Below are 21,925 nucleotides of genomic sequence, written 5' to 3'. Positions count from 1 at the left end.
GACTTTCTCATGTCCAAGTTTCGTCTCGCTCATCTCGGCCTCGTCATGGCCGCTATCGGTTTTACCGCAGCAACTCCCGTAATCGGCCTGGGCTCGCTGGCATATGCCGCGGACACCGTGCGCGCCGAAGTGGGCAAGCCACTGCAAGAAGCGCAGAAACTCGCTGGCAGCGGCAAGAACAAGGAAGCGCTGGCCAAGCTGCGCGAAGCTGACAGCGTCGGCGGCAAGACCGCCTTTGAAAGCTACCAGATCGAACGCGTGCGCGCCTCGGCCGCTGCCGCCGCCGGCGACAATGGCACCGCCATCAAGGCCTTCGAAGCCGTCATCAATTCCGGCCGCCTGAGCGCCGCCGAAGCCCCTAAATTCACGCAAGCCCTGGCAGGTATGTACTACCGCGCCAAGGACTGGCCAAATACCATCACCTGGATCAAACGCTCGCTGAAAGACCGCGAAGATCCACAGATGCGCGAACTGCTGATCCAGACCTACTACGTCAGCGGCAACTACGCCGAAGCGGCAAAAGAGCTGCAATCGCGCGGCGGCAACTCGGAAGCGAGCCTGCAAATGCTGGCCAACATCCAGTTGAAGCAAAACGACAAGGCCGGCTACGTGGCCACCCTGGAAAAACTGGCTGGCAGCTATCCAAAGACCAGCTACTGGGCTGACCTGCTGAACCGCGTTTCGGGCAAGCCTGGCTTCTCGCAACGCCTGGGCCTGGACGTCCAGCGCCTGCGCTTGGCCAACGGCCTGTTCACCAAGCCTTCCGAATACATGGAAATCAGCCAGCTGGCCCTGCAAGCGGGCAATCCAGGCGAAGCGCTGAGCATCATCGAGCAGGGCTACAAAAAAGGCGTGCTGGGTACCGGCGCCGATGCGGCCCGCCACCAGCGCCTGAAAGACCTGGCCCTGAAAACCCAGGCTGACCTGAAAGCCAACGCCGCCAAGTCGGAAGCGGAATACGTCAAGAACAAGGACGCCGACAGCTTGAGCAAGCTGGGCTTCGCCCTCGTGTACGATGGTCAGACCGACAAGGGCCTGGGCTTGATGAACGACGCCGTGAAATTGGGTACGGCCAAGTATGCGGAAGAAGCCAAGCTGCATCTGGGCATCGCCTACGTCCACGCCGGCAAGAAAGCCAACGCCTCGACGGCCCTGAAAGCGGTCAAGGGCACGGATGGCGCGGCCGACCTGGCACGCTACTGGGCCTTGATGAACAAGTAATCGACATCGCCCCCAGGCGACTGCGCGTCGCGCTTTGCGGCCGGCGATGCTCGCTGGCCCGGCGCCCCGTACTCCGATACGGCGGCGCTTCCCGGCCGCAAATCACCGCCGCCCGCTAAGCCTGGGTTCGACGTCGAGAGTGCACGAAATCCCTGCCAAAGCGTTGCCAGCACACCTGCCGGCAACGCTTTTTGTCCATTTCAGGGGCGAAATTACCCTTCGGCCCACCCTTGCGGCTGTGCATCCCTGAAACAGTCCGTATAATCCCCCATTTGGCACAGTTTTTCATCAGATTCCTATGAAGGTATTCCGCGGACTTCCCAATGCCCAGGCACGAGCGCCTTGCGCTTTGACCATCGGCAATTTTGACGGTGTCCACATCGGCCATCAGGCCTTGCTGGCGCGCGTGCGCGACGCGGCGACCACGCTCGGCATTGAAGCGGCCGTGATGACGTTCGAACCGCACCCGCGCGAATTCTTCGCGCAGCGCGCGGGCGACCTGTCGAAGGCGCCGCAGCGCATCGCCAACCTGCGCGACAAGCTGCAGTCGCTCGACGACGCCGGCATCGACCGCGTCGTCGTCGAACATTTCAGCGCCCAGTTCGCCGCCTTGACGCCGCAGGAATTCACGGAAAAAGTCCTCGTCGACGGCTTGCACGTGAAATGGCTGATGGTCGGCGACGATTTCTGCTATGGCGCCCGGCGCGCCGGCGACGTGGCCATGCTGCAGGAAGCGGGCCGCAAATATGGTTTCCACGTAGAAACATTGCCCACCGTGATGAACGGCAGCACGCGCATCTCGTCGTCGGCCGTGCGCCTGGCCCTGGCCGCGGGCGACTTCCCGCTGGCCACGCAGCTGCTGGGCCATCCGTACGCCATTTCCGGCCATGTGATCCACGGCCAGAAGCTGGGCCGCACCCTGGGCTTCCCCACGCTCAACCTGCGCGTGGCGCACCGCCCCGCCCTGTCCGGCATCTTCATCGTGCAGGTGCATGGCCTGGGGCCGCTGCCGCTGCCGGCCGTGGCCAGCCTGGGCGTGCGTCCCACCGTCGACGACAGCGGCCGCGTCTTGCTGGAAGTGCATGTGTTTGATTTCGACCAGTCCTGCTACGGCAAGCTGGTGCGCGTGGAATTCCTGCAAAAGCTGCGCGACGAAGAGAAATACGACGACCTGCCCACCCTGACGGCCGCCATCGAGCGCGACTCGAACCAGGCGCGCGCCTATTTCGAGCAGCGCAGCGGCGCCATTACCGCCACCGACCGAATTTGACCCCGGCCAACTCCGCCGCCTGGCGGCCCCCGCCGCCGCCACACATCATTCAATACAAGTAAAGAAGACTATGTCCGACCAAAACAAGCCAGCCACGCCCAAGCAAAACAAGAAGCCTGAAAGCAAATACCCGGTCAACATGACGGAAACCTCGTTCCCGATGCGCGGCGACATGGCCAAGCGCGAGCCGCAATGGGTACAGCAATGGCAAGACAAGAAAATCTACGAGCGCGTGCGCAAGGCCGCCGCCGGCCGGCCGAAATTCATCCTGCATGACGGCCCGCCGTACGCGAATGGCGACATCCACCTGGGCCACGCCGTCAACAAGATCCTGAAAGACATGGTCGTCAAATCGCGCTCGCTGGCCGGCTTCGACGCGCCGTACGTGCCCGGCTGGGATTGCCACGGCATGCCGATCGAGATCCAGATCGAAAAACTGCATGGCAAGAACCTGCCGACGGCCGACGTGCTGGAAAAGGCCCGCGCCTACGCCAACGTGCAGGTCGAACGCCAGAAGAAGGACTTCATCCGCCTGGGCGTGCTGGGCGAGTGGGACAACCCCTACCTGACCATGGCGCACGGCAATGAAGCCGACGAATTGCGCGCGCTGGGCAAGCTGCTGGAAAAAGGCTATGTGTACCGCGGCCTGAAACCCGTCAACTGGTGCTTCGACTGCCAGTCGGCCCTGGCCGAGGCGGAAGTGGAATACGCGGAAAAGCGCGATCCATCCATCGACGTCGGCTTCAAATTCGCCGAGCCGGCAAAACTGGCGGCCGCCTTCGGCCTGCCATCGCTGCCGACCGAGAACGGTTTCATCGTCATCTGGACCACCACGCCGTGGACCATCCCGTCGAACCAGGCGCTGAACGTGCACCCGGAAGTCAAATACGCGCTGGTGAAGACCGAGCGCGATGGCCAGCCGCTGCTGCTGATCCTGGCGCAGGACCTGGTCGTGGCCAGCCTGGCGCGCTTCAAGCTGGAAGGCACGACGATTGCCACCTGCGACGGCGCGGCCCTGGGCGGCATCGCCTTCCGCCACCCGCTGCACGCCAGCGACGCCTTCTACGACCGTCTGTCGCCGCTGTACCTGGCCGAATACGTGACCACGGAAAGCGGCACGGGCGTGGTGCACTCGGCGCCCGCCTACGGCCTGGACGACTTCATCTCGTGCAAAGCGCACGGCATGAAGGATGACGACATCATCAAGCCGGTCATGGGCGACGGCAAATTCGCCTCCACCCTGCCCCTGTTCGGCGGCATGACCATCTGGGAAGCGTCGAAGCCGATCTGCAACGCCCTGAAGGAAGCGGGCGCGCTGTTCGAAGTCAAGATGTTCGACCACAGCTACATGCATTGCTGGCGCCATAAGACGCCGATCATCTACCGCGCCACCTCGCAGTGGTTCGCCGGCATGGACGTGACGCCGAAGGATGGCGGCGCCACCCTGCGCGAGACGGCCCTGAAGGGCATCGCCGACACCGAGTTCTTCCCGGACTGGGGCCAGGCGCGCCTGCACGGCATGATCGCCAACCGTCCCGACTGGACCCTGTCGCGCCAGCGCCAGTGGGGCGTGCCGATGGCCTTCATCGTGCACAAGGAAACAGGCGACCTGCATCCGCGCACGGCGGAACTGCTGGAGCAAGTGGCCAAGCTGATCGAAAAGGGCGGCATCGAAGCCTGGCAATCGCTGGACCTGGCTGACCTGATCGGCGACGAAGCGGCCATCTACGCCAAGAACAAGGACACGCTGGACGTGTGGTTCGATTCCGGCGCCACGCACCAGACGGTGCTGGGCGGCCCGCAAGGCCATGGCTCGCATTCGACGCAGCTGCAATTCCCGGCCGACCTGTACCTGGAAGGCTCGGACCAGCATCGCGGCTGGTTCCACTCATCCTTGCTGGTGTCGTCGATGCTGAATGGCCGTCCGCCATACAAGGCCCTGCTGACGCACGGCTTCACGGTCGATGGCGAAGGCAAGAAGATGTCGAAGTCGCTGGGCAATACCCTGGCGCCGCAAAAGATCTCGGACACCCTGGGCGCCGACATCCTGCGCCTGTGGATCGCTTCGACCGACTACACGGGCGAACTGTCGATCTCGGACGAAATCCTCAAGCGCGTGACGGAATCGTATCGCCGCATCCGCAACACCCTGCGCTTCCTGCTGGCGAACACCTCGGACTTCAATCCGGCCACGGACGCCGTGCCGGTAACCGAGCTGTTCGAGATCGACCGCTACGCGATCGCCAACATGGCCTCGCTGCAGCAGCAGATCGAGAACAACTACGCGCGCTACGAGTTCCACCCGGTCGTGTCGAAGCTGCAGACGTACTGCTCGGAAGACCTGGGCGGCTTCTACCTGGACATCCTGAAGGACCGCCTGTACACGACGGGCCTGACCTCGCACGCGCGCCGTTCCGCGCAGACGGCCCTGTGGCACATCACGCAAAGCCTGCTGCGCCTGATGGCTCCTGCCCTGTCGTTCACGGCCGAGGAAGCGTGGGCCGTCTTCGCCGGCGCGGATGCCTACGCCGCCAGCGATGAAACCATCTTCACGCAGACCTGGTGGCAGCTGCCGGAAGTATCGGACGCGGCCGACCTGCTGGAGAAATACACGGCCCTGCGCGCCGTGCGCACGGATGTGACGAAGCAGCTGGAAGACTTGCGCACCTCGGGCGCCATCGGCTCCTCGCTGCAGGCGGAGCTGACGATCAAGGCCGCGCCGATGAAATACAAGCTGTTGACGACCCTGGGCGACGACTTGAAGTTCGTCTTCATCACGTCGCAGGCAACGGTGGCCGAAGTGGCCGACGAAGCGGCCGAGGAAGTGGTCGTGGCCGCGTCGACGGCGCCGAAGTGCGAGCGCTGCTGGCACTACCGCAGCGACGTGGGCACGGACGCCGCGCATCCGACCCTGTGCGGCCGCTGCGTCAGCAACCTGTTCGGTGCGGGCGAGAAACGCCGCTTCGCCTAAACAACGGCGTCAAAATCTGCTGCGCGTCGCGATTTGCGGTCTGCGATGCTCGCTGCCTCGGCGGCCCCGTACTAAAGTACGGCGCTGCGTCCCGGGCCAACGGGGGCGCCGGGCCCCGCTGCCGCTCGCTACGATTTTGCCCGCCGTTGTATGCTATCTGTCCAACCGCCGCCTGCTGCCAGGCGGCGGCTTTATCTTCCCTGGAAAAATATGGCCACTAAAAACCGTTTTTCATCGAAATCGTCATCCTCGTCGTCGCTGGTGCCATGGTTGGGTATCGCCGCCATCGTCATCCTGTTCGACCAGATCACCAAGATCACGATCCTGAAGACCTTCCGCTATGCGCAGGAAATGGTCATCACTTCGTATTTCAACCTGGTGCTCGCGTATAACAAGGGCGCCGCGTTCAGCTTCCTGTCCGACCAGGGCGGCTGGCAGCGCTATTTCTTCACCGGCATCGCCCTGGCGGCGGCCATCTACATCATCTACCTGCTGAAAAAGCACGCCGGCCAGCGCATGTTCTGCTGGGCCCTGGCGCTGATACTCGGCGGCGCGCTGGGCAATGCCATCGACCGCCTGATGTACGGCCACGTGGTCGATTTCCTCGACTTCCACTGGAAAAGCTGGGGCCATTTCCCCGCCTTCAATATCGCCGACAGCGCCATCTGCATCGGCGCGGCCCTGTTCGTCATCGATGAACTGCGCCGCGTGAACAAGTAACTCAGACAAGCAATCAATACAGCGGGAGAACAGCATGGAATTGTCCGGCAAAAAAATCGTCCTGGGACTCTCGGGCGGCGTCGCCTGCTACAAGGCGGCGGAACTGTGCCGCGCCCTGACCAAGGCGGGTGCCTCGGTGCAGGTGGTGATGACGGATGCGGCCAGCCACTTCATCACGACCGTGACGATGCAGGCGCTGTCCGGCCACCCCGTGCACACGAGTCAGTGGGATGCGCGCATCGACAACAACATGGCGCATATCGATTTGACGCGCCATGCGGACGCCATCCTGATCGCGCCGTGTTCGGCCGACTTCATGCGCAAGCTCGCCCATGGCGTGTGCGACGACCTGCTGTCGACCCTGTGCCTGGCCCGCCCGGCCCACCTGCCCCTGCTGGTGGCGCCGGCCATGAATGTGGAAATGTGGCAGAACCCGGCCACGCAGCGCAATGTGCAGCAGCTGCGCGACGACGGCATCGCCATCTTCGGCCCCGCCGCCGGCGAACAGGCTTGCGGCGAAGTGGGCCTGGGCCGCATGCTGGAACCGGAACAGCTCCTGACGGAGCTGATCGCCGCCTTCCAGCCGAAGGTCCTGGCGGGCAAGCGCGTGCTGGTCACGGCCGGCCCCACCTTCGAAGCCATCGACCCCGTGCGCGGCATCACCAATCTGTCCTCGGGCAAGATGGGCTATGCGGTGGCGCGCGCGGCGCGCGAAGCGGGCGCCGAAGTGCTGCTCATTTCCGGCCCGACGGCCCTCGATGCGCCGTTTGGCGTGCGCCGCATCAATGTGCAAAGCGCGCAGCAGATGCATGATGCGGTGCTGGCCCACATCGATGGCCAGCATGTCTTCGTCGCCGTCGCCGCCGTCGCCGACTGGCGTGTCGTCAACGCCAGCGAGCAGAAGATGAAAAAACAGGCCGACGGCTCCGTGCCGGAACTGCAGTTCGCGCAAAATCCCGACATCCTCGCCACCGTGGCGGCGCGCACCAACCTGGCCGGCTATCCGTACTGCGTGGGCTTTGCCGCCGAATCGGAAAACCTGGTGGAATTCGGTTCGACCAAGCGCGAGAAAAAGGGCATCCCCCTGCTGGTCGGCAATATCGGCCAGAACACCTTTGGCCAGGACGACAACACCATCATCCTCTTCGACGAGGACGGCCATACCGTGCTGCCGCGCGCCTCGAAACTCAACCTGGCACGCCAGCTGATTTCGGAAATTTCCAAGCGCATCGCCAGGAATTCGCTGCTCAAATAAACCTCCATCCGTTTTATCGTAAAGCTTCAATGAAAAATATCGACATCAAAATCCTCGACGCCCGCATGAAGGAACAATTGCCGGCCTACGCCACCCCGGGCAGCGCGGGCCTCGACCTGCGCGCCTGCATCGACGCCCCCATCACCATCGAAGCCGGCCAGACCGTGCTCATCCCCACCGGCCTGGCGATCCACATCGGCGACCCCTCGTATGCGGCCATGATCCTGCCGCGCAGCGGCATGGGCCACAAGAACGGCATCGTGCTGGGGAATCTGGTAGGCTTGATCGACTCCGATTACCAGGGCCAGCTGATGGTATCGACCTGGAACCGGGGCCAGAGCGCATTCACGCTCAATCCCATGGAGCGCCTGGCGCAGCTGATTATCGTGCCGGTGCTGCAAGTGGGCTTTAACGTCGTCGAGGAATTCGGCGACAGCGAACGCGGTGTTGGCGGTTTCGGCAGCACCGGCAAACATTAACAGCGACTGACAAACCGTAGCGAGCGGATGTGAGTTGCGGCCGGGACGCCGAGCTGTGCGTATGCACAGTGAGCATCGGAGGCCGCAAATCGCGCCGCGCAGCAGGTTTTGTCAGGAGTTACAAGAAGGAATAGTCTATGCCAGGTTTCCGCCATCTGATCTCAGCCCAGACTTCGCTGCGCCGATTGGCCACTCCCCTCCTGCTGGCCAGCGCGGCCATCCTGACCGGCTGCACCACGCCGGCGACGACTGTCAGCGGTCCGTTCAATGTCGTGCCGGCACCCGACGCGCCGGCCTTGACGGCGCAGCAAAAGGCGGCGCAGGACGAGCTGGTGAAGATGGTGGCCCTGCAGGACCGGCTGTCGAAAGTCTCGGCGCCCCTGCTGATCAACAATGCGGACCTGTGCAAGACGTATGCGCGCAACCTGCTGGGCTTCACGGCACAGAACAAGTATTCGTATCCGGGCATCTATGCCGACGCGGCGCAGGCGGCGCTCGGCTACGGCGAACAGATGCAGGTGTCCGGCGTGCTGCCGGGCAGCGGCGCCGCGCGCGCAGGCTTGCGCAAGGGCGACGGCTTGCTGGCGGCCGAAGGCAAGCCGCTGCCCTCGGGCCCCAAGGCGGAAGGCCCGTTCGGCGCCATCGTCGGCCCGCTGGCCTCGAAAAGCGCCAGCCTGAACATGACCATCGCCCGCGACGGCCAGCAGCAGGACCTGAAGATTCCCGTCACGCGCGCCTGCGCCTTCCGCGTCGCCCTGGGCAATGCGGACAATATCAATGCGTATTCGGACGGCTCGCGCATCATGCTCACGCGCGGCATGGTCAATGCGGCACAAAATGACGAAGGCATCGCCTTCGTCATCGCCCGCGAAATGGCGCACAACATCCTCGACCACGCGCGCAGCCAGCGCACGGCCGGCACCTCCGGCAGCATCATCGACAGCCTGGGCGCCGTGCAGCCCGACGTCTCGATGCTGACGGGCGCCGCCGGCATCAAGGCCATGCCGCAGGAACTCGACGTGCAAGCCGACACGCTGGCCATCTACCTGCTGGCGCGCGCCGGCTACAACATCGACAACGCCGCCCGCTTCTGGCAGCGCCTGGCCACGCAAGTGCCGGCCACGGTCGCCAACGGCTACACGGCCCTGCATCCGGGCACCAACTCGCGCATGGCGGCCATCAACCGCGCCGTCATCGACGTGCGCGCGAAGCAGGCGGCGAAGAAACCGCTGAAACCGTAATCAGCGTGACGCCTGGAACAGCAAATGCTGCTTCAGGCGCCAGGGAAGTTCGGGAAGTAGGCGCCCATGACCCAGGTCAGGATGGCGCAGAACACCACCGCCAGGAACAGCACGACAAGCAGCTTGCCGAACTTGGGATTGCCATCGTCTTCCGGTTGATTCTCTAGCGGCATAGCGTCTTTCTGCAGGCTGGGTGAACGCGTAGTATATTCCATAGTTCGCCGCCATCACGCGGCATTCCACCTTCGCGCCCCATGGACAGCATCGACCTTGAAGTTCTGAAAACCAGCGCCGCCTGGCTCGCCGCCGGGCACCGGTGCGAGCTGGTCACCGTCATCAAGACCTGGGGCTCCAGCCCCCGTCCCGTGGGCGCCACGCTGGCCATCTGCGACGATGGCACGGTGGTCGGTTCCGTGTCCGGCGGCTGCATCGAGGATGACCTGATCGACACGGTGCGCGTGCACGGCATCGTGCGCACGCAGCCGGAAATCGTCAGCTACGGCATCAGCGCCGACGAGGCGCACCGTTTCGGCCTGCCCTGCGGCGGCACCATCGAACTGGCCATCGAACCGCTGCATGCGGACAGCCAGGTGGCCGAGCTGCTGGCGCGCCTGGAAGCCCATGAACTGGTGGAACGCCGCCTGGATTTGCGCAGCGGCGCCGTCACCCTGCGGCGCGCCGCGCCGGGCGCCGCGCTGACCCTGGAAAACGAGGTGCTGACCACGCAGCACGGCCCGCGCTGGCGTCTGCTGATCATCGGCGCCAGCCAGCTGTCGCGCTTCGTGGCGCAAATCGCCATGGCCATGGATTATCACGTCATCGTCTGCGACCCGCGCGAGGAATACCGCGGCGGCTGGAACGTGCCGGGCGTGCCGCTGCTGCACGCCATGCCGGACGACCTCGTGCTGGAACTGCAGCTCGACAGCCGCAGCGCCGTCGTCGCCCTCACGCACGATCCCAAGCTCGATGACCTGGCCCTGATGGAAGCGCTCAAATCCCCGGCCTTTTACGTCGGCGCCATCGGTTCGCGCGCCAACAACGCCAAACGCCGCGAACGGCTGCTGCAGTTCGACGTCAGCGCCGCGCAACTGGCACGCCTGCACGCGCCCATCGGCCTGTACATCGGCAGCAAGACGCCGGCCGAAATCGCCATTTCCATCCTGGCCGAACTGACGGCCGTCAAAAATGGCGTGCCCGAGACCCTGCAGATCCAGCACGCGGCGGCCTTGACGCCGCCCACGCCCGCCATCTGCGCGCGCTAGCGCCAGACAGCAAGAAACAGGATGCGTCCCGCATCGCCACCGTGATACTTTCCCTGATTTTCGGACCGCCATGACCCTGCTGCACTGGACCCTCCCCCTGCCCGCCGGCTACCGCCGCGACGACGTCATCGCCTTCCACAGCCGCGATGCGGAAGCCGTGGCCGAACAGGTCACCGCCACGGGCCTGCGCAAGGGCATCCTGCTTGCCGGCGCCGCCGTCGTGCTGGACGTGGCGTTCACGCATGATGCGGCCATCTGCCGCGCCGACATCGATGGCGATAGCGATGCGGATGCGGGCCTGCGGGAACGGCTGCACGGCGCCCTGCTCAACATCCTCGGCCTGCGCATCGACCCGCAGCCGTTCGCGCAGCTGGCGGCGGGCGACCCGCTGATGGCGCCCCTGGTCCGCGTCAACCCGGGCCTGCGCATCGTGCAATCGGCCAGCCCGTTCGAGGCGCTGACCTGGGCCATCATCGGCCAGCAAATCAACCTGCCGTTCGCCATCGCCCTGCGCCGCACGTTTATTCTGCAGGCCGGGCGCCGGCACAGCAGCGGCCTGTGGTGCTACCCCGAGGCGCGCGACGTGGCCCGGCTGGCCGTCGAGGACTTGACGGGCCGCAAATTCTCGCGCGCCAAGGCGGAAACCGTGCTGCGCCTGGCCCGCCTCGTCGATGACGGCGAACTGTCGCTGGAGCCGGACGCATCGGGCGAGGTGGCGGCCATTTCGCAGGCGCTGCTGGCCGTGAAGGGCATCGGCCCGTGGACCGTCAATTACGCGCTGCTGCGCGGCTACGGCTATGCCGACTGCTCGCTGCACGGCGACGTGGCCATCCGCGCCGCCCTGCAAAAGCTGCTCGGCGAAGAGAGCAAGCCGGACATGGCGCGCACGGAGCAGTGGTTGCGCCAGTACGCGCCGCACCGCACCATGGCGGCCGCCCACCTGTGGGCCAGCCTGCACGCGGCGGAAAAAAATAGTTCACCCGAGCGGGAATAAACGGCGGGCGGCAGGCGTCTATCCCTTGCAAGCCCCCAACAACCTCAAGGAGACCGTCATGCGCTTTACTACTTTTGCCGCCACCGCCCTTTTCACCGCCTTGTCCGTCCCGCTGGCATTCGCCGCCGACGTCATGCCCGCCAACGGCATGCTGGTCAATGCCAGCGGCATGACCGTGTATGTGTTCGACAAGGATGTCGCCGATAGCGGCAAGAGCGCCTGCAGCGGCGGCTGCCTGGTCGCCTGGCCCGCCGTCATCGCCACCGAAGCGACACCCGCCGCCCCGTACGGCAGCATCAAGCGCGAAGACAATGGCGCCATGCAGCTGACCTACAAGGGCAAGCCCCTGTACCTGTACAAGGAAGACAAAAAGCCGGGCGACGTGGCCGGCGACAATTTCAAGAACGTGTGGCACATCGTCAAGCCCTGAGCATCCCGGCCCGCCGTCACGATGACCGCATTTGACGACAGCCGCATGCTGCAAGCCTGCCTGCCGGGCCTGCGCCGCTATGCGCGCGCGCTGGCGGGCGAGGTGCACGCGGACGACCTGGTGCAGGATACGGTCGAGCGGGCCTGGCGCAAGCTCGGCCAATGGCAGCGCGGCGGCGAGATGCGTCCCTGGCTGTTTTCCATCATGCACAACCTGCATGTGGACCAGTTGCGCCGTCCCGGCCTGGCGCTGCAGGATATCGACGATGACGCCCTGCTGCCCGCGCCGGAGCGGGCGCCGGGGCAGTCGATCGCCATCGGCGAGATGGATGCGGCGCTGGCCCGCCTGCCGCTGGGGCAGCGCGAAGTGATCCTGCTCGTCGCGCTCGAACAGATGCCGTATGAGCAGGTGGCGGCCACCCTGGACATCCCCGTCGGCACCGTCATGTCGCGCCTGTCGCGGGGACGCGACAAACTGCGCGCCCTGCTCGATGGCCGTCCCGCCAGCGGCAGCGCGCCCACCCTGAAAGTCGTGAAATGAATACGCAAGCCATCAGCGAAGCGCAACTGCATGCCCTGGCCGATGGCGTGCTGCCCGAGGAACAGCGCGCGGCGCTCGAAGCCCACCTGCGCCAGCATCCGGACGATGCCGCCAGGGTGGACGCCTGGCGCGAACAGAACCGGCAATTGCGCGCCCTGTTCGATCCCGTGCTGGACGCAGCCTTGCCGGCAGCCCTGCTGAGCGCCACCGCGCCGCCAGCGCCAGCGGCGAACGGCGCCTGGCAGCGCCACGCCATGCAGGCGGCGGCCGCCATCGTGCTGGTGGTCGCTGGCGGCGCGGGCGGCTGGCTGCTGCGCGGCGGCAGCGACGGCCCGACGGCCAGCGCCAGCGCCTCCGTTTCCCTGGCGCGCAGCGCCGCCATCGCGCACGCCGTCTACACGCCCGAGGTGCGCCACCCGGTGGAAGTGGGCGCGGAACAGGAAGCCCACCTGGTGCAATGGCTGTCGAAACGCCTGGGCACGCAGCTGCGGCCGCCCGTGCTGTCGCCGCTCGGCTACCAGCTGATCGGCGGTCGCCTGCTGCCTGGCGACGGCGACGGCCCCGTGGCGCAATTCATGTACGAGGATGGCGGCGGCAAGCGCCTGACCCTGTATGTGGCGAAGGAGCGGGCCGGCAGGCAGGAAACGGCGTTCCGCTACACGCAGGAAAAGGAACTGAGCGTGTTTTACTGGATCGACGGCCAGCTCGGCTACGCGCTGTCGGCCGGCCTGCCCAGGCAGGAGCTGGGCAAGATCGCCAACGCCGTGTACGCGCAGCTCGAAGCACCTCGCTGAGGCAGGGCTGAGCGCCATCGCCCGTCAGCCTGCTGCACAAGGGACAGGCGCCGCTGCCCTTGAAACTGCGCGCCTTTCCCGCTCGTCACGCCGCGCCTGCGCGCGCGTCAGCGGGACGTCTGCTGAGCGCGTCTGAATTCCGCATACGCATCGACCAGCCGCTCCTTCGAATAGCCGCGGTTGAGTCCACTGGGATTGGGCAGTATCCACACGCGCGCGCCGCCGAAGCGCTCCGGCTGTTCGCCCCAGTCCACCTGGCGTTTTCCCGTCATCGCGGCATAGGCGGCCTTGCCGAGGAAGGCGACCCACTCCGGCCGCACCCACGCCAGCTTGTGCAGCAGGCCCGCCGCCGCTTGCGCGAATTCGTCCGTCCCCACCTGGTCCGCGCGGCTTGTGGGACGCCCGACGGCCGCCGTCAACCCCAGCCCGAAAGCGAGCACGCTTCGATCGTCTTGCGGCGCCACCAGGTGCGGCGTGAAGCCGGCCAGGTGCACTACCGGCCAGAAGCGGTTGCCGCGGCCGAGAAAATGATGGCCGGCCGCCGCCGCGTCCACACCAGGATTGAGACCGCAAAAAACCACCTGCAAGCCGGGAGCGAGAATATCCGGCAAGCCTTGCGCCGGTGTGATGTGTGCCATAGCAAACTCCCAATGTCAGGAGCCGCAGTATAGAAGAACTTGTGCAGGCATTCATTTTATGGGCCCGCCTGCCAGTGCCGGAACCGCCGCCCGGCAGCGCATGGCGGCTGATGCTACCATCTGCTACTGATGCGCCAATCCGTGGAAGGATGGCCGTCACGCGTCCCCGTACCATCCCACTCCGAGGAATAACCATGACGACCCTGACCATCAATGGCAAGCAGCACGACGTTGCCCTGCCTGAAGACACGCCCCTGCTGTGGACCCTGCGCGACGAACTGGGCATGACCGGCACCAAATTCGGCTGCGGCATGGCCCTGTGCGGCGCCTGCACCGTGCACATGGACGGCGAGGCCATCCGCTCCTGCGTGACGCCGATTTCGGCCGCCGCCGGCAAGCGCATCACCACCATCGAAGCCGTGGGCGAGGACCAGGTCGGCCTGGCGCTGCAACAGGCGTGGCAGGAACACGGCGTGCCGCAATGCGGCTACTGTCAGGCCGGGCAGATCATGTCGGCCACGGCGCTGCTGCACAAGACGCCGAGACCGAACGACCAGCAGATCCGCGAGGCGATGAGCGGCAATATCTGCCGCTGCGGCACCTACACGCGCATCCACGCGGCCATCAAGCAGGCGTCGGCCAGCATCGGCGCGAAAGGAGCGGCCAAATGAGCATCCATGACACTCCTGCCGCACATTCGCCCGCGCGGCGCAACTGGCTCAAGGCCGCCGGCGCGCTGGCCGGCCTGACCCTGGTGGCGGGTCCTTCCGGCCTCGTGATGGCGGCCGATGCCGTCAAATATGGCGGCGCGCGCATGGCTGGCGGCGTGGTCGACGACGCCCTGGTATTCCTGTCGATCGGCGCCGACGGCATCGTCACCATCGTGGTGCACCGCTCCGAAATGGGCCAGGGCATCCGTACCAGCCTGCCCATGGTGGCGGCCGATGAACTGGGCGCCGACTGGGCCCAGGTGCGCGTACAACAGGCGCCCGCCGACGAGGCGCGTTACGGCAGCCAGGACACGGACGGCTCGCGCAGCATGCGCCACTCGTTCCGCGCCATGCGCCACGTGGGCGCCACCGCGCGCCTGATGCTGGAAACGGCGGCCGCCGTGCGCTGGGACGTGCCCGTCACGGAGGTGAAAGCCGTCAACCACGCGGTCGTGCATGCGGCCAGCGGGCGCACGCTGTCGTTCGGTGCCCTGGCCGAGGAAGCGGCCAGGCTGCCCGTGCCGCCGCGCGCCCGCATCAGCCTGAAAGCGGCCGGCGAGCTGCGCTACATCGGGCAAGCCAGCACGCGCGGCATCGACCTGCACGATATCGTCACGGGCAACACCCACTTCGGCATCGACACGCGCCTCGATGGCATGGCGTATGCCGTCATCGCCAGGCCGCCCGTGTTTGGCGGCAAGCTGAAGAGCGTGGACAAGACGGCGGCCCTGAAAGTGCCGGGCGTGCTGCGCATCGTGGAACTGGCGGGCAGTCCGCCGCCCGCCATGTTCAACCCGCTGGGCGGCGTGGCCGTCATCGCGAAAAATACCTGGGCCGCCATCAAGGGGCGCGAAGCGCTGGTGCTGGAATGGGAAGACGGCCCGAATGGCGTTTACGATTCGCAAGCCTTCCGCAAGACGCTGGAAGCGGCCGTGCGCCAGCCGGCGAAACCGGCGCGCGACCAGGGCAAGACCGTGGCCACCCTGGCCGCCGCCCCCGCCGCGCGCAAGCTCAGTGCTGAGTACTACCTGCCCCACCTGGCGCACGCCACCATGGAACCGCCCGCCGCCACCGTGCGCATCGCCGGCGGCAAGGCGGAAGTGTGGGCCTGCGTGCAGGCGCCGCAAGCGACGCGCAGCAACGTGGCCAAGGCGCTGGGCCTGGCGTTCGACGACGTCACCGTGCACGTGACCCTGCTGGGCGGCGGCTTCGGGCGCAAGTCGAAGCCCGATTTCGCCGTCGAGGCGGCGCTGCTGTCGAAAGCCATGGATGGCGCGCCCGTCAAGCTGACGTGGACGCGCGACGACGACCTGCAGCACGACTACCTGCACACGGTGTCCGTCGAACGGCTGGAAGCGTCGCTGGACGCGAAGGGCATGCCGACGGCCTGGCTGCACCGCACGGCCGCGCCCACCATCAGTTCGACCTTTGCGCTGGACGCGAAGACGCAGTCGGCGTCCGAGCTGGGCATGTCTGCCATCAACGTGCCGTATGCGATTCCCAACATCCGCGTCGAGGTGCCGGAAGTGCCGGCCCACACGCGCATCGGCTGGTTCCGTTCCGTGTCGAACATCCCGCACGCGTTTGCCATCCAGTCGTTCACGGCCGAACTGGCCCATGCGGCAAGGCGCGACCACCGCGACTACCTGCTGGCGCTCCTGGGCCCCGCGCGCAAGATCAACCCGGCCGACCTGTCGGACGGCTGGAACTATGGCGAGGACCCGGCAAAATATCCGGTGGATATAGGCCGCATGCGCCACGTGATCGAGCTGGCGACCGCCAAGGCGGGCTGGGGCCGCAAGCTGCCCAAGGGTCGGGGCCTGGGCCTGGCCGTGTCCTACAGCTTCGTCACCTATGTGGCGGCCGTGATCGAGGTGGAAGTCAACGCAGCCGGCGAAGTCATCGTGCCCAGGGTCGACATCGCCATGGATTGCGGTCCGCAGATCAACCCGGACCGCGTGCGGTCGCAGATCGAGGGCGCCTGCATCATGGGCCTGTCCCTGGCCATGAGCGGCGAGATCAGTTTCAAGAATGGCCGGGTCGAGCAAAGCAATTTCCACGACTACGCCGTGCTGCGCGCCGCCGACGCGCCGCGCGTGATCCACACGCACCTGGTACCCGGCACGCTGGACATGGAACTGGGCGGCGTGGGCGAACCGGCCACGCCGCCGATTGCCCCGGCCCTGTGCAACGCCATCTTCGCCGCCACGGGCAAGCGCATCCGCGCCCTGCCCGTGGCCATGCAGCTGGCGAAGAAGGCTTAGCCGCTGCGCGCGTGACATAACTGCAGCAGCAGCGCGGCGGCGGCCACCACGGCGGCGCCGGCCACCAGCAGCCACATGGGCCAGTCCAGCAGCAGCAACAGGCCGCCGCTGGCGGCGCCGATGGCGCTGCCCAGGTACAGCGCCGACTCGTTGAGGGCAATGGCCAGGTTGCCATCGCCCTGCGCGGCGCGCGCGGCCAGCAGCTGCTGGTTCTGCGGCACTTGCAGGGCCCAGCCGGCCGCCCCCCACAGCACGATCGGCGCCAGCATCAGCCAGGCCGACCACGCCGCCGCCAGCGGCAGCGCGCACAAGGCCAGCGCCAGCAGCAACAGGATGGTTTGCGTCAGCGTCGGCGCCGCCACCTTGTCGGCCCAGTATCCCACCAGCATGCTGCCGGCGATGCCGCCCAGGCCCCAGGCCCACAGGAACGGCGTCACCGGCAGGGCGGCGCCGCCTGTCGACCATGCCAGCAGCGGCGCGACGAAGGTGTACATGCCCAGGCTGGCGATGGCAGCCAGCAGCGACACCAGCAAGATGACCAGCACCTGCCCATCGGCCAGCAAGGCCAGCTTGCGGCGCAGCGCGGTCGCCGGCGCCGCCGGCAAGACCGGCAACCTGCACAGCAAGCCGGCCAGCGCCAGCGCGCCGAGGGCGGCGACCAGCCACAGTGCCGCGGCCCAGCCCAGCCGCTCGGCCAGCAACAGGCTCAACGGCACGCCCAGCACCGTGCCGCTGGCCATGCCCCCCATGATCATGCCGATGGCCTTGCCCCGCTGCTCCGGCGCGGCAACGGCCGCAGCCGCCGCGATGCCTAGCGCCAGATACACGCCGGACGCGATGCCTGCCAGCGCCCGCAAGGCCAGCAAAGCGCCAAAATCGGGCGCCAGCGCGCTGGCCCCGTTCGCCAGCACGAACACGGCCAGCGCCCACAACAGGCCGGCGCGCTGCGCACGGCCCGGCAGCAGGGCCACGGCCAGCGGCGAACCGAGGCCGTAGGCCAGCGTAAACGCCGTCACCAGCTGCGCGGCCATCGCCATCGAAACGGCAAACGCGCCGGCGATCAGCGGCATCAGGCCCGCCGTCACATACGAAGCCATGCCCAGCGCAAACGCACCGATGGCGATCAGGTGGACGGCGGCGGGCAGCACGGCGGCACGGGATGCAGGCGTCGCGGCGCCAGGGGAAGAATAATCGGACATGGAATGGCCTTCAGGAAGAAAGCAGGCATTCTGGAATACAATATAAACAATTACAATTTAACTGTTTATGCTATTACTGATAGCAACAGGCTCACCGGAAAGACCGTAGCATGCGCACTTTGGCCCGCACCCGCCACGAACTGGCCGCCTATCTGCAGGCGCGGCGCGCGCGCCTGTCGCCCGACGACGTGGGCTTGCCCGGCGGCGGACGGCGCAGGACTCCGGGCTTGCGCCGCGAGGAAGTGGCCGCGCTGGCCGGCGTGGGACTGACCTGGTACACCTGGCTGGAACAGGGGCGCGACATCGGCGTCTCCAGCGCCTTCCTCGACAAACTGGCTGAAGTGCTCAAACTCGATGCGGCCGAGCGCCGCCACCTGTTCCTGCTGGCGCACGCGCGTCCGCCCGCCGAAGAGGGCAAGACGTTTTGCGTGGTGCCGCCGCTGGTGCGCCGCCTGATGCACGAACTGGCGCATCCGGCGTACGTGCTCAACCTGCGCTGGGACGTGCTGGCGTTTAATGCGGACGCCGACACCATGTTCGGCTTCGGCGCGCATGCCGCCGCGCGCCGCAATCTGCTGTGGCTGCTGTTTACCGATCCCCTGCTGCGCCAGCGCCTTGTCGGCTGGGAAGAGCAGGCGCCGCTGATGCTGTCGAGCTTTCGCCGCGACTACGCGCGCGCCACGCAGGAAGCGGACATCCATGCGCTGGTCGAGGAACTGGAAAAGGTCTCGCCGGAATTCAAGCTGTGGTGGCGCCGCCATGACGTGCATGCGCCATGCGCGGGCGTGCGCACGCTGCTGGTCGACGGCGAAGAGATCGCCCATGAGCACACCTCGCTGACCATCGATGCGGACCGCCATTTGCGGCTGGTGGTGTATGCGCGCCAGGCCGTGCAGTGAACGGCCGCGCACAACGAAAAAACCGCTGACCCTCTTGCGAGGAATCAGCGGCTTCGAATTGGTTGCGGGGACAGGATTTGAACCTGTGACCTTCGGGTTATGAGCCCGACGAGCTGCCAGACTGCTCCACCCCGCAGGCGAATTATATACCAGATTGTTGCGCAGCGTAAAGGGCGTAAATTGACAATTTCAGTCGCAGCCGGCCTGCCGGAGTTTACCGTCGGATAACAATGAAAAAAGCCGCCGATCTTTTGCAAGAATCAGCGGCTTTCCGGTATTGGTTGCGGGGACAGGATTTGAACCTGTGACCTTCGGGTTATGAGCCCGACGAGCTGCCAGACTGCTCCACCCCGCACTCGAATTATACGGGCAAACTGACGGCTTAGGCAATAGCTATCTCCACTTCGACTGCAATAGATCCATTTAATTAAAAAAGCTCGGCCAATTACTGGTTGGAATTGTGTCCGCCCATCACGCCACGCCACGCGCAATCGGTGTACAGTAAGCGTTACACTAGACATCATCATTATCCTAAGTCCGCCCATGAAATTCTGCTCCGAATGCGCCCATCCCGTCAGCCTGACCATCCCGGAGGGCGACAACCGTCCGCGCTATGTGTGCGCCAACTGCGATGCCATCCATTACCAGAACCCGAAAATGGTGGTCGGCTCCATCCCCGTGTGGGAAGAGGATGGCCAGCTGCAGGTCTTGCTGTGCAAGCGGGCCATCGAGCCGCGCTACGGCTACTGGACCCTGCCGGCCGGCTTCATGGAAAACGACGAGACCACCTCCGACGCGGCCGAGCGCGAAACGGTGGAAGAAGCGGGCGCCAATATCGAACTGGGTCCCCTGTTCTCGCTGCTGAACGTGCAGCGCGTGCACCAGGTCCACCTGTTCTACCTGGCGCGCCTGCGCGACCTCGATTTCGCCCCGGGCATCGAAAGCCTGGAAGTGCAGCTGTTCACGGAAGCGCAGATTCCCTGGGATGACCTGGCCTTCCCCACCATCCGCGCCACCCTGGAGCTGTTCTTCGCCGACAGGGTCAAGATGCGCGAAGGCGGCAGCTATGGTTTCCATACGGGCGACATCACGCGCCCGATGGCGCGCGCCGATGCCGAGTAAGCCCCGTCCAACCGCCACCTGTGACGCCGCATGATCCCCTGGCTCGATATCCACACCCCGTTTCCCGACGTCTCGCGCGCCCTCACCGACGAGGCGCCCGGCCTGCTGGCGGCTGGCGCCGACCTGTCGCCCGCGCGCCTGCTCGACGCCTACCGGCGCGGCATCTTCCCGTGGTTTTCCGAGGGCCAGCCCATCCTCTGGTGGAGCACCGATCCGCGCATGGTGCTGATGACGGACGCCTTCAAGGTCTCCGACAGCCTGGCCAAGGCGCTGCGCAGGGTCGAGCGCAGCGCCGCCACGGACGGACGCTGGCAACTGCGCTTCGATGGCGATTTCGAAGCCGTCATGCGCGCCTGCGCGGCGCCGCGCAAGGATGGCCCGGGCACCTGGATCTCGGACGAAATCATCGCCGGCTACACGGGCTTGCACAAGCTGGGCTACGCGCATTCGTCGGAACTGTGGCTGGACGGGGAACTGGTGGGCGGCGCGTACGGCGTGTCAATCGGACGCATGTTCTATGGCGAGTCGATGTTCGCCCGCGTGACCGATGGCTCGAAGATCGCGCTGGCGCACCTGGTGCGCTTCCTGCAGGACCGCGGCGTGGCCATGATTGACTGCCAGCAGGAAACAAAACACCTGGCCTCGCTGGGCGCGGCGCCGATTTCACGCGCGCGTTTCCTCACCCATGTGCGCAGCGCCATTGAAGCAGCGCAAATCACCGACTGGCAATCTGCAACACCGGCATAAAAAAGCTATGATATCTCCACGCAGACTTCCATTGCCGCGGCCAGACCAGACAGGATCAGCATGACGCACCTGAACGAACTACCGTTTGCCACCCTGCAGTTCTACACAACGGCGCCCTACCCGTGCAGCTACCTGGACGACCGCCAGGCCCGCTCGCAGGTGGCCACGCCCTCGCACCTGATCAACAGCGACGTGTATTCGGAACTGGTGCGCAACGGTTTTCGCCGCAGCGGCATTTTTACCTATCGCCCGTACTGCGACGGCTGCCAGGCCTGCATTCCCGTGCGCGTCGTGGCGCAGGAATTCGCGCCCAACCGCAACCAGCGCCGTGCCTGGAACCGGCATGCCGACCTGCGGGCCGGCGTCGCCACCCTGTCCTTCCTCGACGAACACTACGAGCTGTATCTGCGCTACCAGAGCACGCGCCACGCGGGCGGCGGCATGGACCAGGACAGCCGCGACCAGTACGCGCAATTCCTGCTGCAAAGCCGGGTCAACACGCGCCTGGTGGAATTCCGCGAGCCGGACGGCACGCTGCGCATGGTCAGCATCATCGACGTGCTGGCCGATGGCCTGTCGTCCGTGTACACCTTCTTCGACCCGGACGTGGCGGGCGCCTCGTACGGCACCTACAACGTGCTGTGGCAGATCGCCCAGGCGCGGGAACTGGGCCTGCCGTATGTCTACCTGGGCTACTGGATAGAGCAAAGCCCGAAGATGGCCTACAAGATCAACTTCAAGCCCCTGGAAGCACGCATCAAGGGGCAGTGGATAGTGATGTAAACCTGGGGTTATTGGGTAGGTCGGATTAGCGCGCAAGCGCGTAATCCGACACTGCGATGCCAACAATGGTGTCGGATTACGGCGCTTCGCCCCTAATCCGACCTACTTGCTCTTGACGTGCTGTGGCAGATCACCCAGGCGCGGGAGCTGGGCCTGCCGTATGTCTACCTGGGCTACTGGATAGAGCAAAGCCCGAAGATGGCCTACAAGATCAATTTCAAGCCCCTGGAAGCACGCATCAAGGGGCAGTGGATAGTGATGTAAAACCTGGGGTTATTGGGTAGGTCGGATTAGCGCGCAAGCGCGTAATCCGACACTGCGATGCCAACAATGGTGTCGGATTACGGCGCTTCGCCCCTAATCCGACCTACTTGCTCTTGACGTGC

21 protein-coding genes, 2 tRNA genes and 1 pseudogene are annotated in these 21,925 nt (G+C 65.8%); 19 read left to right on the top strand and 5 right to left on the bottom strand.

The features are described from left to right. Positions 1 to 9 precede the first annotated feature (9 nt). From O0880_RS04350 to O0880_RS04320, 7 genes are all read left to right on the top strand, one after another. A complete protein-coding gene (locus O0880_RS04350; protein ID WP_071322340.1) occupies positions 10 to 1,221 on the top strand; it encodes a tetratricopeptide repeat protein in 1,212 nt (403 codons plus the stop codon). Between the two features lie 298 nt (positions 1,222 to 1,519). After that, positions 1,520 to 2,491, top strand: coding sequence for a bifunctional riboflavin kinase/FAD synthetase (locus tag O0880_RS04345; protein WP_071322339.1), 972 nt, complete (start codon positions 1,520 to 1,522; stop codon positions 2,489 to 2,491). A 70-nt stretch (positions 2,492 to 2,561) separates the two neighbouring features. Then, positions 2,562 to 5,462, top strand: a complete 2,901-nt coding sequence (gene ileS, locus O0880_RS04340) for an isoleucine--tRNA ligase (RefSeq protein ID WP_289885242.1) — start codon at positions 2,562 to 2,564, stop codon at positions 5,460 to 5,462. A gap of 210 nt (positions 5,463 to 5,672) precedes the next feature. Further along, a complete protein-coding gene (gene lspA / locus O0880_RS04335) occupies positions 5,673 to 6,182 on the top strand; it encodes a signal peptidase II (protein ID WP_071322337.1) in 510 nt (169 codons plus the stop codon). Between the two features lie 34 nt (positions 6,183 to 6,216). Continuing rightward, positions 6,217 to 7,437 (top strand): bifunctional phosphopantothenoylcysteine decarboxylase/phosphopantothenate--cysteine ligase CoaBC, encoded by a 1,221-nt coding sequence (gene coaBC, locus O0880_RS04330; protein ID WP_289885240.1) that lies wholly within the window; start codon positions 6,217 to 6,219, stop codon positions 7,435 to 7,437. Between the two features lie 29 nt (positions 7,438 to 7,466). Further along, positions 7,467 to 7,916 (top strand): dUTP diphosphatase, encoded by a 450-nt coding sequence (gene dut / locus O0880_RS04325; protein WP_071322335.1) that lies wholly within the window; start codon positions 7,467 to 7,469, stop codon positions 7,914 to 7,916. A 185-nt stretch (positions 7,917 to 8,101) separates the two neighbouring features. Further along, positions 8,102 to 9,157, top strand: a complete 1,056-nt coding sequence (locus tag O0880_RS04320) for a M48 family metallopeptidase (protein ID WP_335589260.1) — start codon at positions 8,102 to 8,104, stop codon at positions 9,155 to 9,157. A gap of 32 nt (positions 9,158 to 9,189) precedes the next feature. Here the strand turns inward: O0880_RS04320 and O0880_RS04315 are convergent, their stop codons facing one another. Further along, positions 9,190 to 9,330 (bottom strand): hypothetical protein, encoded by a 141-nt coding sequence (locus O0880_RS04315; RefSeq protein ID WP_198043872.1) that lies wholly within the window; start codon positions 9,328 to 9,330, stop codon positions 9,190 to 9,192. Positions 9,331 to 9,411: 81 nt separating this feature from the next. Between O0880_RS04315 and O0880_RS04310 the strand changes: the two genes are divergently transcribed. From O0880_RS04310 to O0880_RS04290, 5 genes are all read left to right on the top strand, one after another. After that, positions 9,412 to 10,419 (top strand): XdhC family protein, encoded by a 1,008-nt coding sequence (locus O0880_RS04310; RefSeq protein WP_289885236.1) that lies wholly within the window; start codon positions 9,412 to 9,414, stop codon positions 10,417 to 10,419. A 70-nt stretch (positions 10,420 to 10,489) separates the two neighbouring features. Next, a complete protein-coding gene (locus tag O0880_RS04305) occupies positions 10,490 to 11,413 on the top strand; it encodes a DNA-3-methyladenine glycosylase 2 (protein ID WP_289885234.1) in 924 nt (307 codons plus the stop codon). Between the two features lie 58 nt (positions 11,414 to 11,471). Then, the gene (locus O0880_RS04300; RefSeq protein ID WP_289885233.1) at positions 11,472 to 11,843 is read left to right on the top strand and encodes a hypothetical protein; all 372 of its coding nucleotides are present in this window, start codon (positions 11,472 to 11,474) and stop codon (positions 11,841 to 11,843) included. 21 nt (positions 11,844 to 11,864) lie between these two features. Beyond that, the gene (locus O0880_RS04295; RefSeq protein ID WP_289885232.1) at positions 11,865 to 12,383 is read left to right on the top strand and encodes an RNA polymerase sigma factor; all 519 of its coding nucleotides are present in this window, start codon (positions 11,865 to 11,867) and stop codon (positions 12,381 to 12,383) included. Next, complete coding sequence (locus O0880_RS04290) at positions 12,380 to 13,177, top strand: anti-sigma factor (protein WP_289885230.1); 798 nt, start codon at positions 12,380 to 12,382, stop codon at positions 13,175 to 13,177. The genes O0880_RS04295 and O0880_RS04290 overlap by 4 nt, the downstream gene beginning before the upstream one ends. 107 nt (positions 13,178 to 13,284) lie before the next feature. On the opposite strand, the gene mug is transcribed toward O0880_RS04290, so the two are convergent. Further along, the gene (mug, locus tag O0880_RS04285) at positions 13,285 to 13,815 is read right to left on the bottom strand and encodes a G/U mismatch-specific DNA glycosylase (RefSeq protein WP_289885229.1); all 531 of its coding nucleotides are present in this window, start codon (positions 13,813 to 13,815) and stop codon (positions 13,285 to 13,287) included. A gap of 194 nt (positions 13,816 to 14,009) precedes the next feature. Here mug and O0880_RS04280 point away from each other — a divergent pair, with 194 nt between their 5' ends. Together O0880_RS04280 and O0880_RS04275 are read left to right on the top strand one after the other, a co-directional pair. Next, a complete protein-coding gene (locus O0880_RS04280) occupies positions 14,010 to 14,486 on the top strand; it encodes a (2Fe-2S)-binding protein (protein WP_289885228.1) in 477 nt (158 codons plus the stop codon). Further along, complete coding sequence (locus O0880_RS04275) at positions 14,483 to 16,789, top strand: xanthine dehydrogenase family protein molybdopterin-binding subunit (protein WP_289885227.1); 2,307 nt, start codon at positions 14,483 to 14,485, stop codon at positions 16,787 to 16,789. Before O0880_RS04280 ends, O0880_RS04275 begins: the two co-directional genes overlap by 4 nt. Here O0880_RS04275 and O0880_RS04270 read toward each other — a convergent pair. After that, positions 16,786 to 17,988 carry an MFS transporter gene (locus O0880_RS04270; RefSeq protein WP_289885226.1) on the bottom strand — a complete coding sequence of 401 codons (1,203 nt, stop codon included), beginning with the start codon at positions 17,986 to 17,988 and terminating at the stop codon, positions 16,786 to 16,788. The genes O0880_RS04275 and O0880_RS04270 overlap by 4 nt on opposite strands. A gap of 110 nt (positions 17,989 to 18,098) precedes the next feature. Between O0880_RS04270 and O0880_RS04265 the strand changes: the two genes are divergently transcribed. Next, positions 18,099 to 18,887 carry a helix-turn-helix transcriptional regulator gene (locus O0880_RS04265; RefSeq protein ID WP_289885225.1) on the top strand — a complete coding sequence of 263 codons (789 nt, stop codon included), beginning with the start codon at positions 18,099 to 18,101 and terminating at the stop codon, positions 18,885 to 18,887. A gap of 59 nt (positions 18,888 to 18,946) precedes the next feature. Here the strand turns inward: O0880_RS04265 and O0880_RS04260 are convergent. After that, positions 18,947 to 19,023, bottom strand: a tRNA-Met gene (locus O0880_RS04260). 142 nt (positions 19,024 to 19,165) lie between these two features. Next, positions 19,166 to 19,242, bottom strand: a tRNA-Met gene (locus O0880_RS04255). A gap of 188 nt (positions 19,243 to 19,430) precedes the next feature. On the opposite strand from O0880_RS04255, the gene O0880_RS04250 reads away from it, so the two are divergent. The 4 genes and pseudogenes from O0880_RS04250 to O0880_RS04235 form a co-directional block, all read left to right on the top strand. Next, entirely contained in the window at positions 19,431 to 20,009 is a 579-nt protein-coding gene (locus tag O0880_RS04250) for an NUDIX hydrolase (RefSeq protein WP_071322324.1), read from the top strand. 30 nt (positions 20,010 to 20,039) lie between these two features. Beyond that, on the top strand, positions 20,040 to 20,756 hold the full coding sequence (gene aat, locus O0880_RS04245) for a leucyl/phenylalanyl-tRNA--protein transferase (protein ID WP_289885223.1): 717 nt from the start codon (positions 20,040 to 20,042) through the stop codon (positions 20,754 to 20,756). 60 nt (positions 20,757 to 20,816) lie between these two features. After that, positions 20,817 to 21,539: an arginyltransferase gene (locus O0880_RS04240; protein ID WP_071322322.1), complete on the top strand. Its 723-nt coding sequence runs from the start codon at positions 20,817 to 20,819 to the stop codon at positions 21,537 to 21,539. Positions 21,540 to 21,653: 114 nt separating this feature from the next. Continuing rightward, positions 21,654 to 21,803: pseudogene (locus O0880_RS04235) on the top strand (arginyltransferase); the annotation flags it as partial. Positions 21,804 to 21,925 lie beyond the last annotated feature (122 nt).

This window comes from Janthinobacterium sp. SUN118 (genome assembly GCF_030397695.1).
Classification (GTDB): Bacteria; Pseudomonadota; Gammaproteobacteria; order Burkholderiales; family Burkholderiaceae_D; genus Janthinobacterium.
Note: the sequence above shows the minus strand (reverse complement) of the source record. Positions and strands in the feature narration are given on the sequence as shown.